The sequence below is a fragment of the Halogranum amylolyticum genome (genome assembly GCF_900110465.1).
GTDB lineage: Archaea > Halobacteriota > Halobacteria > Halobacteriales > Haloferacaceae > Halogranum > Halogranum amylolyticum.
Genome location: NZ_FODV01000006.1, coordinates 122,974 through 137,729 on the forward strand (window position 1 = coordinate 122,974; position 14,756 = coordinate 137,729).

Below are 14,756 nucleotides of genomic sequence, written 5' to 3' on the forward strand. Positions count from 1 at the left end.
GGAGGGGTCCATCGTTGCCCCCAACCCGCCGACGAAGCGTTCTAACGGCTGACAGGCGGCGAAAACCGTTAACTACCCCTTTGAAAAACGGGGAACCGCAATGTCTGCAGAGACGTACGGACTGGTCAGTCTGTTCCCGGCGTTTTTGGCTATCGCTCTGACGCTGGCGACGCGACAGGTGCTCATGTCGCTGTTCGCCGGCATCTGGATCGGATCGACCATCCTCGTCGGATGGAACCCGATCGCGGGGGCCGCTCGGGCGCTCCAGTTCGTCATCACTAGCGTGACCGACTCGTTCAACAGTACGATACTCCTCTTCACCTTCCTCATCGGCGCGATGCTGGGGATGGTGTTCCTCTCCGGCGGGATGAACGCGCTGGCGACGCGCATCGCCAACCGCATCCAGACGCGCCGACAGGCGAAGTTGGGGACCTCGCTTCTGGGGATGCTCATCTTCGTCGACTCCTACGCGAGTACGATGATCACGGGGTCGGTGATGCGACCGATCACCGACAAGTTCGACATCAGCCGCGAGAAACTCGCCTACCTTCTCGACTCGACGACGGCCCCGACGGCAAGCATCGCCGTCGTCTCGACGTGGCTGGGGTTCGAGGTCGGCCTCATCAGACAGCAGTTCGACGCCGTCGGCGCGCAGGCCGACCCGTTCGTGGTGTTCCTCCAGAGTATCCCGTTCCGGTTCTACAGCCTGCTCGCGCTCGCGCTCGTCTTCGTCGTCGTCCTCACCGGGTGGGACTTCGGCCCGATGCAACGCGCCGAGCGTCGCGCCCGTGACGAGGGGAAACTCGTCGGCGACGACGCGACGCCGCTCATCGAGACCCAGGAGGACGACATCGAGACGCCCGCTCACGTCGAGCCGCGCTGGTGGTACTTCGCCGCACCCATCGTCGCGCTCGTCGCCGTGACGGCGTTCGGCCTGTTCTACAGCGGCGGCATCCTCGACGGCCGCTCCGTCGTCGACGCGCTCAGCAACGCCGCCACCGGCAAGGCCATCCTCTGGGGTGCGTTCGCCGGCTGTGCGACCATCCTCGCCGTCCTCGTCGGCCACGCCCGCATCGGCCTCGACGACGTCGACGACTCCATCTTCGAGGGGTTCAAGATGGTGATGTTCCCCATCGCCGTCCTCTCGCTGGCGTGGAGCATCGGCGCCGTCAGTCAGGCACTCGGCGTCGGTGCCTACGTCGCCGGCGTCGCGGAGGGACTCATCACGCCCGGCGTCCTACCGACGATCATCTTCCTCTCGGCGATGCTCATCAGTTTCTCCATCGGGACGTCGTGGGGGACGATGAGCATCCTGTTTCCCGTGGCGGTGCCGCTGGCCGCGTCGCTCGGCGCGCCGTTCGACATCACCATTGCGGCCATCCTCACCGGGTCGCTGTTCGGCGACCACTGTTCGCCCATCAGCGACACGACGGTGCTGTCGAGTATGTTCGCCGCCAGCGACCACGTCGACCACGTCAACACCCAGATCCCCTACGCCCTGCTCGCGGGCTCTATCGCGACGGTGCTGTTCTTCGTCGCCGGGATGGGCGTGAACGTCTGGGGGGTGCTCGCCGGCGGGGTCGCCCTACTCGTCACCGGTGCCTACGTGCTCTCGGAGCACGTCACCGTCCCGAAGGCGACGTTCTTCGAGTCCTAACGGGCGGAGTCGACCGACCCGTCTTCGACTTCGACCAACGCTTTCTCGACTAGCTCGACGGGATGCGGCGGCCGGCTCTTCCCGCTTCGGTCGCCGAGTTGCGTCCGACACGACGCACCCGATGCGGCGACGAGGTCGCCGTCGCTCTCGTCGACCTGTTCGAACAGGATCTCGCCGATCGCCCGCGAGAGGTCGTAGTGTTCGGCCTCGTAGCCGAACGAGCCGGCCATCCCGCAACAGCCCGAGTCGAGTGCGTCGACTGCGTAGCCGACGCGGTCGAGGACGGCCGCCGCGTGGTGGTCCTTGTTGAGCGCCTTCTGGTTACAGTGACCGTGGTAGGCGACGCTCGCGTCGACGTCCCGCGTCGGCAGTGACTCGTCGAGTCGGTAGCTGTCGAGAAACTCCAGCACGCCGTAGCTCGACGCGCCGACGCGAGCGACGGCGTCGCCCGAGAGCAGGTCGGCGTACTCGTCTTGGAACATCGCGACATCCGACGGTTCGACGAAGACGAGCGACCAGCCGTCGTCGACCAGCGGCGCGAAGAACTCGACGTTGTGTTCCGCACGTTCGCGAGCGAGGTTGAGGAACCCCTCCGAGTACGACGCCCGACCGCTCGGGGCGGCGTCGAACGGGACGGCGACGTGGACGCCCGCGGCCTCGAGTGCTCGCACGGCCGCCCGCCCCGCGTCGGGGTAGACGTAGTTTGTGTAGGTGTCGGGGAACAACAGGACGCGGTGGTCGGCCTCCTCGGGGGCGAGGTGGCTCCCGCGACGGGAGAACCACGTCTCGAACGACTCCGCGGCGAACGTCGGCGGCTCTCGGTCCGCCGCGATCCCGCCGAGTCGTTCGAGCAGTCGCCCCGATCCCGGGAGCTTCGCGGCGGCGTTGGCGACGGGGGCGAGCGCGCTTCCGGCCGCGGCGACGCGGTCGACGTTCGCGAACAGGCGCTCGCGGAGCGACGCCCCCTCCCGCTCGTGGTACTGGTGTTTCACCTCGGCTTTCAGTTTCGCGAGGTCGACACCGGTCGGACAGTCGTTCTGACAGCCCTTACAGCCGATACAGAGGTCGAGCACCTCCTGTTGGAACCGCTCGGAGTAGAGCTCCTCCCGCGGGAGGTCGCCGCTGATGGCCGCCCGGAGCAGGTTCGCCCGGCCGCGTGTCGTCTCCGCCTCGTCTTTCGAGGCACGGTACGTCGGACACATCGTGTCGCTGCCGGTCTGTCGACAGGTGCCACAGCCGTTACAGAGTTCGACGAGATGGGCGAACCCGCCGTCGTCCGCGAAGTCGAGCGTCGTCTGCGGCTCGACCGACTGGTAGGCCGGCCCGTAGCGGAGATGCTCGCGCATGTCCGTGGGGTTCTCGTCTCTGAACACCACCTTCCCCGGATTCAGCCGCCACTCGGGGTCGAACGTCGATTTGACTTCTTTGAACGCCTCCCACAGCTGCGGGCCGTACATCTTCGGATTGAACTGCGTCCGCGCGAGGCCGTCGCCGTGTTCGCCCGAGAACGACCCGTGGTGGTCGAGCACGAGGTCGGTGACGGCGTCGGCGATGTGCTGCATCGTCCGGACGTCCTGCTCCTCCTTGAGGTTCAAGATCGGCCGGATGTGGAGCGTCCCCGACCCGGCGTGCGCGAAGTACGCCGCCGAGGTATCGTGGTCTGCCAACACCTCCTCGAACTTCCGGACGTACTCGGCGAGTTCCTCTGGAGGGACCGTCGCGTCCTCGATGAACGGGTACGGTTTCGGGTCGCCGTCCATCGACATCAGGAGGGGGATCGCCGCCTTCCGGAGCTTCCAGAGGTTCGTCTGGTCCGCGTCGGTGTACGCCGGAATCGAGAGAAACGCGTTCCCCCCGTCGACGAAGTGAGCGTCCGTCCGAGCGACCGCCTCCTCGAACTCGTCGTGAAGCTCCGAGTCGAACTCCAGCATCAGCGCGGCGGCGGCCTCCTCGGGGATCGGCGCGGCGTACTCGGCGAACTCCGAGGAGCCACGAGCCAATCGGAACACCTCGTCGTCCATCAGTTCGACCGCGCTCACGTCGAACTCCAGTGCGCGCGGGACCGCCTCCATCGCATCGACGAGGTCGTGGAAGCAGTAGAGCACGAGCGCGGTGTCCGCCGGTTTCGAGACGAGCGAGACGGTCGCCTCGACGACGACGCCCAGCGTTCCCTCCGCGCCGACGAACAGTTTCGAGAGGTTGATAACGCGCTCGCCGTCCTCGCGCTCGTAGACGACCTTGTGGAGGTTGTAGCCGGAGACGCAACGCTTCAGCTCCGGGTAGCGCGTTGCGATCTCGTCGGCGTTCTCCTCGACGAGGCGGCGGACCGTCCGGTAGAGGGCGGCCTCGCGGTCGTCCTTCGCGACGATCTCGTCCCACTCCTCGCCGTCGAGGACGACCTCCCGAGTGTGGATCAGCGAGCCGTCGGCGAGCACGACGTCGAGCTCCTCGGTGTAGGCGTCGGTGATGCCGTATCGCACCGAGTGTGCGCCCGTGGAGTTGTTGCCGATGCCACCGCCGACGGTGGCCCGGTTCGAGGAGGCGGGGTCCGGCGCGAATTTGAGTCCGTGTGGTGCCAGCGCCGCGTCGAGGTCGTCCTGCACGACGCCGGGTTGGATGCGGGCCTCCTTCTCCTCGGCGTCGATGGCGAGAATATCGTTCAGATGCTTCGAGAGATCGAGCACGACGCATCCCGGCCCGACCGCCTGTCCCGCCAGCGACGACCCGGTCCCGCGGGGGAGAATCGGTACGTCGTGGTCGACGGCGACGCGGACCGCCGCCCGGACGTCGTCGACGTCACGGGGGACGACGACCCCGGCGGGACGGGCCTTGTAGATGCTGCCGTCGGTCGCGTAGAGCAGTTGGCTGTACTCGTCGAATCGGACGTCGCCGTCGACGTGCTCGCGGAGGTCGGAGGCGAGTGCGGCGTACGCGGGGGCGTCCGACACGTCGTACTCCCGTGTCGCCTGAAACGCCGCGAAGTCGTGTCCGTCACTCGGTGGCTGGTCAGCCGCCATGGAGTCCCCTACGAACGATGATGTAAAAACGTCTGGGTGGGGTTGTCTCGCATAGAGGTGGTCCGACGGAACGTATTCGTCCGTCCGCGACGACGGGAGGGGTATGTCGAACGTGTCGCGCGAGGTGTCGTTCCGCGAGGTCCAGCGGTTCCGACAGCCGTGGCTCTGGGCGCTGCTCGCCGTCGTCGCCGTCGTCTCCGTCGTCTCGGGCGGTCCCGTCGCCGTCGTCGTCGCCGTCGGGGTCGGCGGCTTCGTGTGGTCGCTTCGGCTGGAGACCGAGGTGCGGGACGACGGTTTGTACCTCAGGTTCGTACTGTTCCACCGATCGTTCCGGCGGGTTCCGTGGTCCGAGATGGGGTCGTTCGAGGCGGTGACGTACCGACCGCTCGGCGAGTACGGCGGGTGGGGGATCCGCTGGCGGCCGGAGAAACTAGCGTACAACGTCAGCGGGTCCCGAGGCGTCCGAATCGAGCGGCCCGACGACCGAGAACTGTTGGTCGGGTCACAGCGACCGGACGACCTCGCACGGGCGATGCGAAACGCGGCGCGCGACGCGGAAGTAGTGTGAGAACCGACGAACCGTAACCGCTTTTCGCCGGCTTCTCACAACTCCCCCGTGGACGACAAGAAACTCTAGTTCTCCGCCCTCTATCTGACGCGGTTCGCCGGCGGGTTCGGCTTCATCACGCTCGTCACGCTGCTGCCGAAGTTCATCGACTACCTCGAACCCGAGGCAGTGTCGTTCCCGGGCGTGTCGCTGTTCGGGACGACGCTGTTCGCGTTCACGCCCATCTTCGCGCTCATCACCGCCATCCTCGCCGTCGCCACCGGCCTCGCGTGGCTGTCGCTCTCGCCCGACGAGACGCGCATCCACGGCTTCCCCTTCTCGGATCTCGCGGTCAACCGCCGCATCGTCTCGCTGACGAGCTTTCGCGCACAGTACGCCGTCGCCGTCACGCTCGTCCGGACGTGGATCCCCATCTACGCCGGTGTCACGGCGGCGAACGGCGGCCTCGCCTACGGCGCGCTCGCGGTCAGCCTCACCATCATCGCCGAGAAGTTCTGTAATATGCTGCTGCAACCTCACACCGGCCGAATCTCCGACCGTCACGGCCGCGCGCTGTTCATTTTCTTCGGCGGCGGGCTCTACGGTCTCGTCGCCCTCGCCGTCCCCTTCTCGCCCGCCATCGGGACGGCGCTCGGACTGCCGTCGACGCTCCCCGTCCTCGGCCCGCTCTCGCCCGCGTTCGTCCCGCTCGTGACGCTCTCGGGGCTTCTGGGTGTGGCCGACAGCTTCCGCGAACCCGCGAGCATGGCGCTGTTCGCCGACGAGGGCACCGACGACGGCGGCGTCGCCAGCAGTTTCGGCATCCGCGAACTCGTCTGGCGACCCGGCAGCGTCGCCGCGCCGTTGCTCGGCGGCTATCTGATGGCCGAAGTCGGCATGGCGTGGGTGTTCTACGTCGGCGGCGCGTCGGCGATCACGGGCGTCGTGACGTTCTTCGGCGTCCTCTCGTACTTCCACGGCCCGACCGCGCTGACCGAGTGGTAGGCGAGGCCGTCGTGGGCGTTCCGAACGACGTCGGCTGCGGGCCTAGTGTCAAGACGACGACGGCCGTAAGGCAGGTATGGACACGCTCGACACGCCACGGATCCACCGACTGCTGACCTCGCCGCTCGGCCGACCGCTCGAGACACGGACGGTCGAACGGCTGGCGCTCCGCGGCCTCCGAAGCGAGTTCGGTATCAACCGCGCCCGCGCCGCCGCCGACGTGTCGCTCGGCCACGGCCCGGCGGCCTTCCTCGAGGCCGTCGGCACCCCACCCGCACCGGATCTCCACCCGCGAATCGAGGCTGCGCTCGCCGAGTACGCCACCCGACGCGAGGCGTTCGAGGAGGCCAACGAGCGCTGGGAGACGGCGTTCTGGGGGGACGGCGACGTCGACACCGACGAACTCGTCGCCGTCGAACGCCAGCGCCGCGAGGCCGCGGACCGCCACGCCCAACCGACCCGACTCTTTCGCTTCCTCGCGAGCGACCACTTGCTGCCGGCGGTCAAATACGACGTGCCGAGACCTGACGCCGCCGCCCACCAGTGGGAGGGCTACCTGACGAACCCCGAGCGGCTCTACGGGTTCGACGGCGACCTGCCGACCGTCGAACGGTCACGAGCGGTTCCCGGTCCGGGGACACGGGAGTCGTTCCTCCGGTTCGAGTCGCCCTCGCCGTACTTCGAGACGGCGACGGCCCGAGTGTACGAACCGGCCGACGAGGGCGACGACGACGGCGACCGCTCGACGCTGCCGACGCTCGTGTTCAACCACGGGCTCGGCATGATGAACGACACGATGGCCTACTGGCCGCCGGAGGCCGCGCTCGCTCGGCCGCTCGCGCAGGAGGGTTACCGCGTGGTGCTCCCGGACGCCCCGTGGCACGGCCGTCGCGAGACGGCCGGCTACTACAGCGGCGAGCCGTACCTCGCGAGAGCACCGGTGGGGATGTTCCAACTGTTCTCGGCGGCGGCGCTCGAGAACGGCGTGCTCGTCGACTGGGCGCGAGAGGAGGGTGCGCCCGCCGTCGCCGTCGGCGGTCTCAGCCTCGGCGGCATCACGTCGTTCCACGTCGTCGGCCACTGCGGGTCGTGGCCCGAGTCGACGCGGCCGGACCTAGCGTTCCCGGCGGGCGCACCCGGCGTGATCGACGAGACGCTCGTCCGCAGTCGACTGCTCGAACTGCTCGACACCGACGACGCGCTGCGAGCGGCGGGGTGGACGCCCGCGCTGCTCGGCGAATTCGCGCCGCTGCTGAACCCGCCGACGACGTGTGGCATCGACCCCGAGCGCGTGGTGAGTTTCGGCGGCCGTCGCGACGAGGTCGCGCCGTACGACACGACCCGGTGGCTCCTCGACTCGTGGGAAGTGCCGGACGAGAACCGCGTCGAGTGGGACGTCGGTCACATGGGCGTGCTGATGCGGCTGCTCCGGCACGACGACTACCAGCGTCGAGCGACGGGCGAACTCGACGCGCTGACGGAACGAAACAGAGGGAAAGGCGAGACGGACGCCGGGGAGTCGACGCCGCAGACGCAGTGAGAGGGGCGGGGAGCCGCTCCTCGACTACTCGTCGAGGAAGTCGGGTTCGGCGCGTTTCTCGTCGCGTTCGGCTTCGAGGTGGCTCCGGAACTCCTCGACGGTGACGTCCTTCGCCTCGCGTTCCTTGCGGTCGCGGACGGAGATGGTCTCGGCCTCCTGTTCGTCGCCGCCGACGATCACCATGTAAGGGACGCGGTCCTCCTGTGCCTCGCGGATCTTGCGGCCGAGCGTCCACGAGCGGTCCTCGATGTCGACGCGGAAGTCGCCGAGTTGGTACTGGAGTTTCTTCGCGTACCCGAGCTGGTCGTCGCTGATCGGGAGGATGCGCACCTGCTCGGGGGCGAGCCAGAACGGGAACTTCCCGTTGAAATGTTCGATGAGCACCATGAAGAACCGCTCGTAACTGCCGTAGAGCGCGCGGTGGATCATCACCGGCCGGTGCTCCTCGTTGTCCTCGCCCGTGTAGGTCAACTCGAAGCGCTCGGGCATGTTGAAGTCGAGTTGGACCGTCGGGCCGTCCCACTTACGACCGAGCGCGTCCTTGAACGCGAAGTCGATCTTCGGACCGTAGAACGCGCCGTCGCCGGGTTCGAGCCCGTAGTCGATGCCGCTGTCGTCGAGGACGGACTTGAGTTGAGACTCCGCTTGTTCCCAGATCTCGTCGCTGCCGACGGACTTCTCCGGGCGCGTCGCCAGCGCCACCTCGGCTTCGAGATCGAACGTGTCGAAGACGCTCAGGATGTTGTCGATGATGAGGTTGATCTCGTCTTCGATCTGGTCGGGACGGACGAACAGGTGGCCGTCGTCGATGGTGAACGACCAGACGCGCGAGAGCCCCGAGAGTTCGCCGCGCTGCTCTTTCCGATAGACTTTGCCGTCCTCAAAGTAGCGGACCGGCAGGTCGCGGTAGGACCACGAGCGCTGGTCGAAGATGGTCGCGTGACCCGGGCAGTTCATCGGCTTTAATCCATATTCCTCGTCGTTGACGTCGAGGAGGAACATGTCGTCGACGTAGTTGTCGTAGTGGCCCGACTTCTTCCACAGTTCCGTCCGGAACAGGTGCGGCGTCTCGACGGGGTCGTAGCCAGCGTCGAGGTTGAGCTGTTTCGCGTAGTCGGCGAGTTCGTCGAGGATGCGCTTGCCGTTCGGGTGGTACAGCGGTAGCCCCGGCCCCGTCGTCTCGTCGATGGAGAACAGCTCGAGCTCCTGGCCCAACTTGCGGTGGTCGCGCTCCTTGGCCTCCTCCTGCATCTCGAGGAAGTCGTGGAGGTCCTGCTCGCTCTCGAAGGCCGTCCCATACACGCGCGTCAGCGTCTCGTTGTCCTCGTCGCCGCGCCAGTAGGCCGAGGAGATGTTGAGGAGTTTGAACGCGCCGATCTCGCCCGTCGATTCGACGTGCGGTCCCTGACAGAGGTCCTCGAACTCGCCTTGCTGGTAGAACGAGACGGGGTCCTCGCCCGCGGCCTCGGTCTCGAGGATCTCGCGTTTGAACTCGTTGTCGGCGTACTTCTCCAGCGCCTCCTCGCGGTCGACGAGCACGCGCTCGATGGGGAGGTCCTCCGCGACGATGTCGGCCATCTCGGCCTCGACGTCCTCGAGGTCGTCCATGTCGAGGTCGACGTTCGTCACGTCGTAGTAGAACCCTTGGTCCGTCCACGGGCCGATGGTCAACTTGGCCTCGGGGTGGAGTCGCTGGAGCGCCTGTGCGAAGACGTGGGCCGCGGAGTGCCGCAGCACGTCGAGATACTCGTCGCTCTGGTCGGTGACGATGACGAGGTCGTCGCCGTCGTGCAGTTCCGTCGCCTTGTCGACGAGTTCGCCGTCGACGACACCGGCGACCGTGTCCTTGCCGAGACCGGGTCCGATCTCGTAGGCGGCGTCCTCTACGGAGGAACCCTCCGGGACGGAGAGCTCCGACCCGTCGGGGAGAATGACTACGATGTCGCTCATACGAGAACGGAATCGGAGCGTTCGGATAAGTGTTGTTGAGACGCGCGACGGTGTGTCAGAGCGGGGAAAGAGCTTTGTCGGGGCGTGGACCCGCGCATCGCCGACGGCGGGCGTCACTCACCTCACAGTCGGCCACAACGACTACACGAGCGACGGACACACGATCCACCGCATGCGCGAGGCCGAGACCGACGCCGCCGGCAACAACCACTACGCCGACAACCGGAGCGACGGCACCCGACCGTGGCGGATCACGAGTCCGACGTCCGTCGCGCGGAACCACTGCGCCTCCGATAGACGTCCACCGCGGCGTCGCCACCGGCCCGCAGAGCGACACCGTCTCGATCACGTTCGACCGCTCGTACGACCGCCCTCCCCGTCTCACGTTCGGGCGGACCGGCGGCGGAGTTCGGGAGCGAAGCTACGCGACCGACGAGAACGGCCGGTTCGTCGGCGTGACGCTCACGACGCGGCGCACCGACGCGACGCTCGACGTCTTCGTCGACGACGGGTGACCGGGGTCGGGTGTACCATCTCTATAGTAGCTCGTGTAACTGGTCGCTCACCCGACCGCACGCCGTCGTGTGGTCGGGTGAGTGATGACTCACACTCGTTACTATAGGTCGCCGCCAGGGCGTGCTGACCACGCCAGGGCGGGCCGACCACATCACGCACACACCGATCACACCGCGGTTCCGGTGAGACCGTCCACCAAGTACCACTCCGACCAAACGGTTCAAACCCCCTCCACGACATACCCCATCCATGCGATTCGATCGTCAAAGTGGCGTGTTCATGCACGTCACCTCTCTCCCCGGCCCGCACGGCATCGGCGACCTCGGTGACGGGGCCTACACCTTCGTCGACTTTCTCGCCGACGCCGACCAATCGCTGTGGCAGGTCTGTCCGCTCGGGCCGACCTCGGCCGCGATGGGCAACTCGCCGTACCAGGCGTACTCGGCGTTCGCCGGCAACCCGCTTCTCGTCAGCCTCGAACGGTTGGTCGACGCGGGCTACCTGACCGACGACGACCTCGAACCGGTTCCCGGCGAGTTCGACCCGCACGAGACGAACTACGAGGCCGTCGGCAAGTACAAACGGCCGCTCCTCCGCACCGCCTTCGAGCGGTTCGAGGAGTCCGCGAGCGACGAGGACCGCGAGGCCTTCGAGGCGTTCCGCGAGCGCGAATCCGCGTGGCTCGACGGCTACACGCTGTTCATGAGCCTGAAAGAGGAGTTCGACGGCGCGCTGTGGACCGAGTGGCCACACGACGTGAAGACCCGCGACGCGGACGCCCTCGACGAGTACCGCGAGCGACTGGCCGACGACGTCCGGTACCGCGAGTTCGTCCAGTTCGTGTTCGACCGTCAGTGGCACGACCTGCTGGAGTACGCCCACGAACATGGCGTGAAACTCGTCGGCGACCTCCCCATCTACGTCGCGCTGGACAGCGCCGACGTCTGGGCCGCGCCGGAGGCGTTCGACCTGAACGAGGAGCACGAACCCGCCGTCGTCGCCGGCGTCCCGCCGAACAACGACGACAGCGGACAGCGCTGGGGGAACCCGCTGTACGACTGGGAGACGCTGCAGGAGACGGGCTACGAGTGGTGGCTCGCACGGTTCGACCGCCTGTTCGAGTTGGTCGACATCACCCGCCTCGACCACTTCAAAGGGTTCGACGAGTACTGGGCTATCCCCGCCGACGCCGACAGCCCCGCCGCGGGCGAGTGGCGGGACGCTCCGGGCTACGACTTCTTCGAGACGGTCGAAGCCGAACTGGGCGATCTACCCTTCATCGCGGAGGACCTCGGCTTCATCGACCAACAGCTCATCGACTTCCGCGAGGAGTTCGACTTCCCGGGGATGAAAGTCCCACACTACGCGAACTGGTGTCAGGCCGGCGACCCGAACCAGCCGATGCACTACCCCGAGAACGCCGTCGCCTACTCGGCGACGCACGACACCGACACCACGGTCGGCTACTACAGCTCGCTCCCGTCGGAGCAGAAGGACTGTCTCCACTACAACCTCGGCGTCGACGGTAGCGAGATCCACTGGTCGATGATCGAGGCCGTCTGGAACTCCAACGCCGTCCTCGCGCTCGCACCGATGCAGGACCTGCTCGGGTTGGACAGCCACGCCCGGTTCAACACCCCCGGGACAGCCGAGGGCAACTGGGAGTGGCGCTGCACCGAGGCTGGGCTCGACGGCGACGTTGCCAGCCACCTCTCGATGCTGACTGATATCCACATCCGGTGACGTCCTCCTCGCCGTAAACGGCGGGGCTTCCCGTACCGCAGGTGGGATAGTTGCCGGGCTACGACATCACTTGCTCTCTCGTGCGAAACGTCCCGCTCTCGCGGTCGAACAAGTGTGTCGATGGCTGTGCCACACAGCCGTTACTCCTCTCCTCGCCGTGAGGACACGGAGCTATCTTCTGACGCAAGTACCCAATGGCACGGATCAGCGTGGAGTATCCTGCCCGAACGTCGTCGGTGGTCTGTGTAGGGAGTCTTGGATTCACTCCCGCGGTAAACGGCGGGATTCTCTCCTTGTAGAAAGATAGCCCGTCGTGGGACAGTCGACTGGAGAGCGGTCAGCCCGACCGGGTCGGCCTCAGGTTCGCGGGTAGAGGACGCCGTCGACGTTGACGAAGTGATCCCGACCCCGGACGCGACGGTCGGTCGCGCGGAGGAGTCGCCACGTCGTGACCAGCAGTCCAGCCGGAAGCGAGAGGCCGACGAGTGCGACGCCGAGCGTCGCCACCGTCGCAGCCGCGAACAGTTCACCGGCCGCCACGAGTACGAGCCCGAGGACCGTACCGAGCGAGGTTGTGTCGAATGTATTCATCACGTGCGGTTCAGTCCTCGAAGCGTATAAGCCGCACGTTCGACGGGTACAGCGCCTGACGCTGGCACGGGCCCCTGTAGCATATGACGTGATTACAGCCGCTCCGGTGGAGTCGCCGACGACCGAAACCCGGAAACCTGCGCTGTCCCTCCCGTCGAACGATGGAGACTGGCGCGATTCCCCTCGCGGACGTCGACGGTGAGTTCGACCTACAGGCGACCGTCGAGAGCGGACAGAGCTACCTCTGGGACCGGGCCGACGGCGGGATGTACGACGAACTGAACGTCCACGGCGGCGAGGAGTGGTACGAGACGGTCGTCCCGCCGCTGTCGGGCGTGACGGACGAACGGGCCGTCGTCCGAGTGCGTCAGACCGACGGCCTCCTGGAGTGGGAGTCGACGACCGACGCCGTGCCGATCCTGACGCATCTGCTCCGCCTCGACGACGACCTCGACGCCATCCTCGAGGCGACGCCGGACGACCCGTTGCTCGAACGGGCCTACGCAGCCTACCCGGGGATGCGACTCGTCCGCGACCCACCGTTCGCCTGTCTCGTCTCGTTCATCTGCTCGGCACAGATGCGCGTCTCGCGCATCCACGGGATGCAACTGGCGCTCGCCCGTGAGTTCGGCGACGTCGTGGAGATGGACGGACAGGCGTACCACGCTTTCCCGACACCCGAGCAGTTGGCGGCGCGGACGGAAGCGGAGCTACGGGAGCTGAAACTCGGCTACCGCGCCCCCTACGTCCAGCGGACGGCGGAGATGGTCGCCGACGGCGAGGCGCATCCGGACGAGGCGCTCGGCATGGCGTACGAGGACGCCCGGGAGTCGCTGACGCGGTTCGTCGGCGTCGGCGACAAGGTCGCCGACTGCGTGCTGCTGTTCTCGCTCGGCTACCTGGAGGCCGTCCCGCTGGACACGTGGATTCGGACGGCTATCGCCGACTACTACCCCGACTGCGAACAGGGTGGCTACGCCACCACGTCGCGGGCGATCCGCGAGGCGTTCGGCGGCGACTACGCCGGCTACACCCAGACGTACGTGTTCCACTACCTGCGCGCCGGCAGAGAGTAGACTCGCCGCGCGAGAACCACCCCCAGCGCGTGAGAATCACCCGAGCGTATTTGCTGGTTCACGATGACGTTCGAACCATGGTCCCCGGTCTGGCCCGCCTCGAAGCGGTCAGCGCGGCCGACCTCGTCGGCGTCCTGTTGGTGTGCTGGGTGGTCGTAGTCGCGACGCTGTCCACGAGCGGCGTCGACCCGGCGACGCCGCCTCGCTGGGTGGGCGTCGTCGGTCTCTCGCTGACCCTCGCGAGCCTCGTCGTCGCAGTCGTACTCTACCGACAGACGGACGCCGGAGGCGACGCGCTCGGCACCGTCTGGGCGGCGGTCCCCGAGTGGGAGTCCGACGGTCGAGACCGCGGGGTCGACCCGACGACCCGACGCGACCGGGAGACGGGGCTTCGCGAGCGCGGGAACGAAGGCGGAAGCGAGAGCGACCGACACGATCTTTGACAGGACAAGCTACTTGACTCCGCATCGATAACACATCGCATGGTTTTCAGTAGTTCGACGGTCGCGAGAGCTGTCCTGACCGGTCTCGCCGCCGCGCTGGTGTTCCCCGTCGTCGCCGCCGCCGGCTCCTTCGGACGACGGGCGTGGTGGGTGGTTCTCGGGAGCTTCCTCGGTATCGCCGCGCTCGTCGCCACGGGCGCGCTGTACCGTCAGGGTCGACGCGAGCGCGCCGACGAGAGCGAGAGCGTCTGGGAGATGATCCCCGGTTGGCAGTACGAGGGACGACACGTCGAGTCCGGCGGGTTGACACGCGACGAACAGGAGCAGGCGCTTCGAGAGATCCAAGAGCGAGCGGAGTCGGAGGGGCGATGTTCGGAGTAGTCCCGGCGAGTTCGTCTCCGAGGGTCGCCCTCCTCGCCCTCGCGAGTCTGGTCGGCGGGATGACGTTCTGGCTGTTCGTCTTGGCTCCCGAGGCACCGACGTCCGCCACCCTCACGGGACCCGTCTTCGTGATCGTCGTCGCGGCGGTCGTGCTCCTGGTGCTGGCCGGAGTTCGGGTCGGGAAAGGGTGACGAACGAAGCACTCGTCGCCCGCTGCTGGCGGCCACGGTGAGTGCGGCCGTCGACACACCAGTGCAGACACGACGAACCGCCACCACCACAACCGTTAG

At 67.1% G+C, this 14,756-nt stretch carries 12 protein-coding genes and 2 pseudogenes; 10 read left to right on the forward strand and 4 right to left on the reverse strand.

The window, feature by feature from the left end; translation table 11 throughout:
• Positions 1-100: 100 nt before the first annotated feature.
• Entirely contained in the window at positions 101-1,657 is a 1,557-nt protein-coding gene (locus BSG17_RS13575) for a Na+/H+ antiporter NhaC family protein (protein ID WP_089824971.1), read from the forward strand.
• Here BSG17_RS13575 and BSG17_RS13580 read toward each other — a convergent pair.
• Complete coding sequence (locus BSG17_RS13580; RefSeq protein WP_089824973.1) at positions 1,654-4,674, reverse strand: FAD-binding and (Fe-S)-binding domain-containing protein; 3,021 nt, start codon at positions 4,672-4,674, stop codon at positions 1,654-1,656. The genes BSG17_RS13575 and BSG17_RS13580 overlap by 4 nt on opposite strands.
• 103 nt (positions 4,675-4,777) lie before the next feature.
• On the opposite strand from BSG17_RS13580, the gene BSG17_RS27060 reads away from it, so the two are divergent.
• The 3 genes and pseudogenes from BSG17_RS27060 (at position 4,778) to BSG17_RS13595 (ending at position 7,766) form a co-directional block, all read left to right on the forward strand.
• Complete coding sequence (locus tag BSG17_RS27060; RefSeq protein ID WP_170864806.1) at positions 4,778-5,242, forward strand: hypothetical protein; 465 nt, start codon at positions 4,778-4,780, stop codon at positions 5,240-5,242.
• Positions 5,243-5,446: 204 nt separating this feature from the next.
• Positions 5,447-6,226 (forward strand): annotated as a pseudogene (locus BSG17_RS13590) (MFS transporter); the annotation flags it as partial.
• Between the two features lie 76 nt (positions 6,227-6,302).
• Positions 6,303-7,766 (forward strand): alpha/beta hydrolase family protein, encoded by a 1,464-nt coding sequence (locus BSG17_RS13595; RefSeq protein ID WP_089824977.1) that lies wholly within the window; start codon positions 6,303-6,305, stop codon positions 7,764-7,766.
• 24 nt (positions 7,767-7,790) lie between these two features.
• Here the strand turns inward: BSG17_RS13595 and thrS are convergent, their stop codons facing one another.
• The gene (gene thrS / locus BSG17_RS13600; protein ID WP_089824979.1) at positions 7,791-9,716 is read right to left on the reverse strand and encodes a threonine--tRNA ligase; all 1,926 of its coding nucleotides are present in this window, start codon (positions 9,714-9,716) and stop codon (positions 7,791-7,793) included.
• Between the two features lie 74 nt (positions 9,717-9,790).
• Between thrS and BSG17_RS13605 the strand changes: the two genes are divergently transcribed.
• On the forward strand, positions 9,791-10,231 hold the full coding sequence (locus BSG17_RS13605; RefSeq protein WP_089824981.1) for a hypothetical protein: 441 nt from the start codon (positions 9,791-9,793) through the stop codon (positions 10,229-10,231).
• Positions 10,232-10,481: 250 nt separating this feature from the next.
• The gene (gene malQ, locus BSG17_RS13610; protein ID WP_089824983.1) at positions 10,482-11,975 is read left to right on the forward strand and encodes a 4-alpha-glucanotransferase; all 1,494 of its coding nucleotides are present in this window, start codon (positions 10,482-10,484) and stop codon (positions 11,973-11,975) included.
• A gap of 58 nt (positions 11,976-12,033) precedes the next feature.
• Here the strand turns inward: malQ and BSG17_RS27800 are convergent.
• Positions 12,034-12,162 (reverse strand): annotated as a pseudogene (locus tag BSG17_RS27800) (RNA-guided endonuclease TnpB family protein); the annotation flags it as partial.
• A 170-nt stretch (positions 12,163-12,332) separates the two neighbouring features.
• Positions 12,333-12,566, reverse strand: coding sequence for a hypothetical protein (locus BSG17_RS13620; RefSeq protein WP_089824985.1), 234 nt, complete (start codon positions 12,564-12,566; stop codon positions 12,333-12,335).
• A gap of 161 nt (positions 12,567-12,727) precedes the next feature.
• On the opposite strand from BSG17_RS13620, the gene BSG17_RS13625 reads away from it, so the two are divergent.
• The 4 genes from BSG17_RS13625 (at position 12,728) to BSG17_RS13640 (ending at position 14,657) form a co-directional block, all read left to right on the forward strand.
• Positions 12,728-13,642, forward strand: coding sequence for a DNA-3-methyladenine glycosylase family protein (locus BSG17_RS13625; protein ID WP_089824987.1), 915 nt, complete (start codon positions 12,728-12,730; stop codon positions 13,640-13,642).
• Between the two features lie 77 nt (positions 13,643-13,719).
• Entirely contained in the window at positions 13,720-14,085 is a 366-nt protein-coding gene (locus BSG17_RS13630; RefSeq protein ID WP_089824989.1) for a hypothetical protein, read from the forward strand.
• 39 nt (positions 14,086-14,124) lie between these two features.
• Positions 14,125-14,466 (forward strand): DUF2029 domain-containing protein, encoded by a 342-nt coding sequence (locus tag BSG17_RS13635; RefSeq protein ID WP_089824992.1) that lies wholly within the window; start codon positions 14,125-14,127, stop codon positions 14,464-14,466.
• Positions 14,454-14,657: a hypothetical protein gene (locus BSG17_RS13640; RefSeq protein ID WP_089824994.1), complete on the forward strand. Its 204-nt coding sequence runs from the start codon at positions 14,454-14,456 to the stop codon at positions 14,655-14,657. Before BSG17_RS13635 ends, BSG17_RS13640 begins: the two co-directional genes overlap by 13 nt.
• Positions 14,658-14,756: the final 99 nt, after the last annotated feature.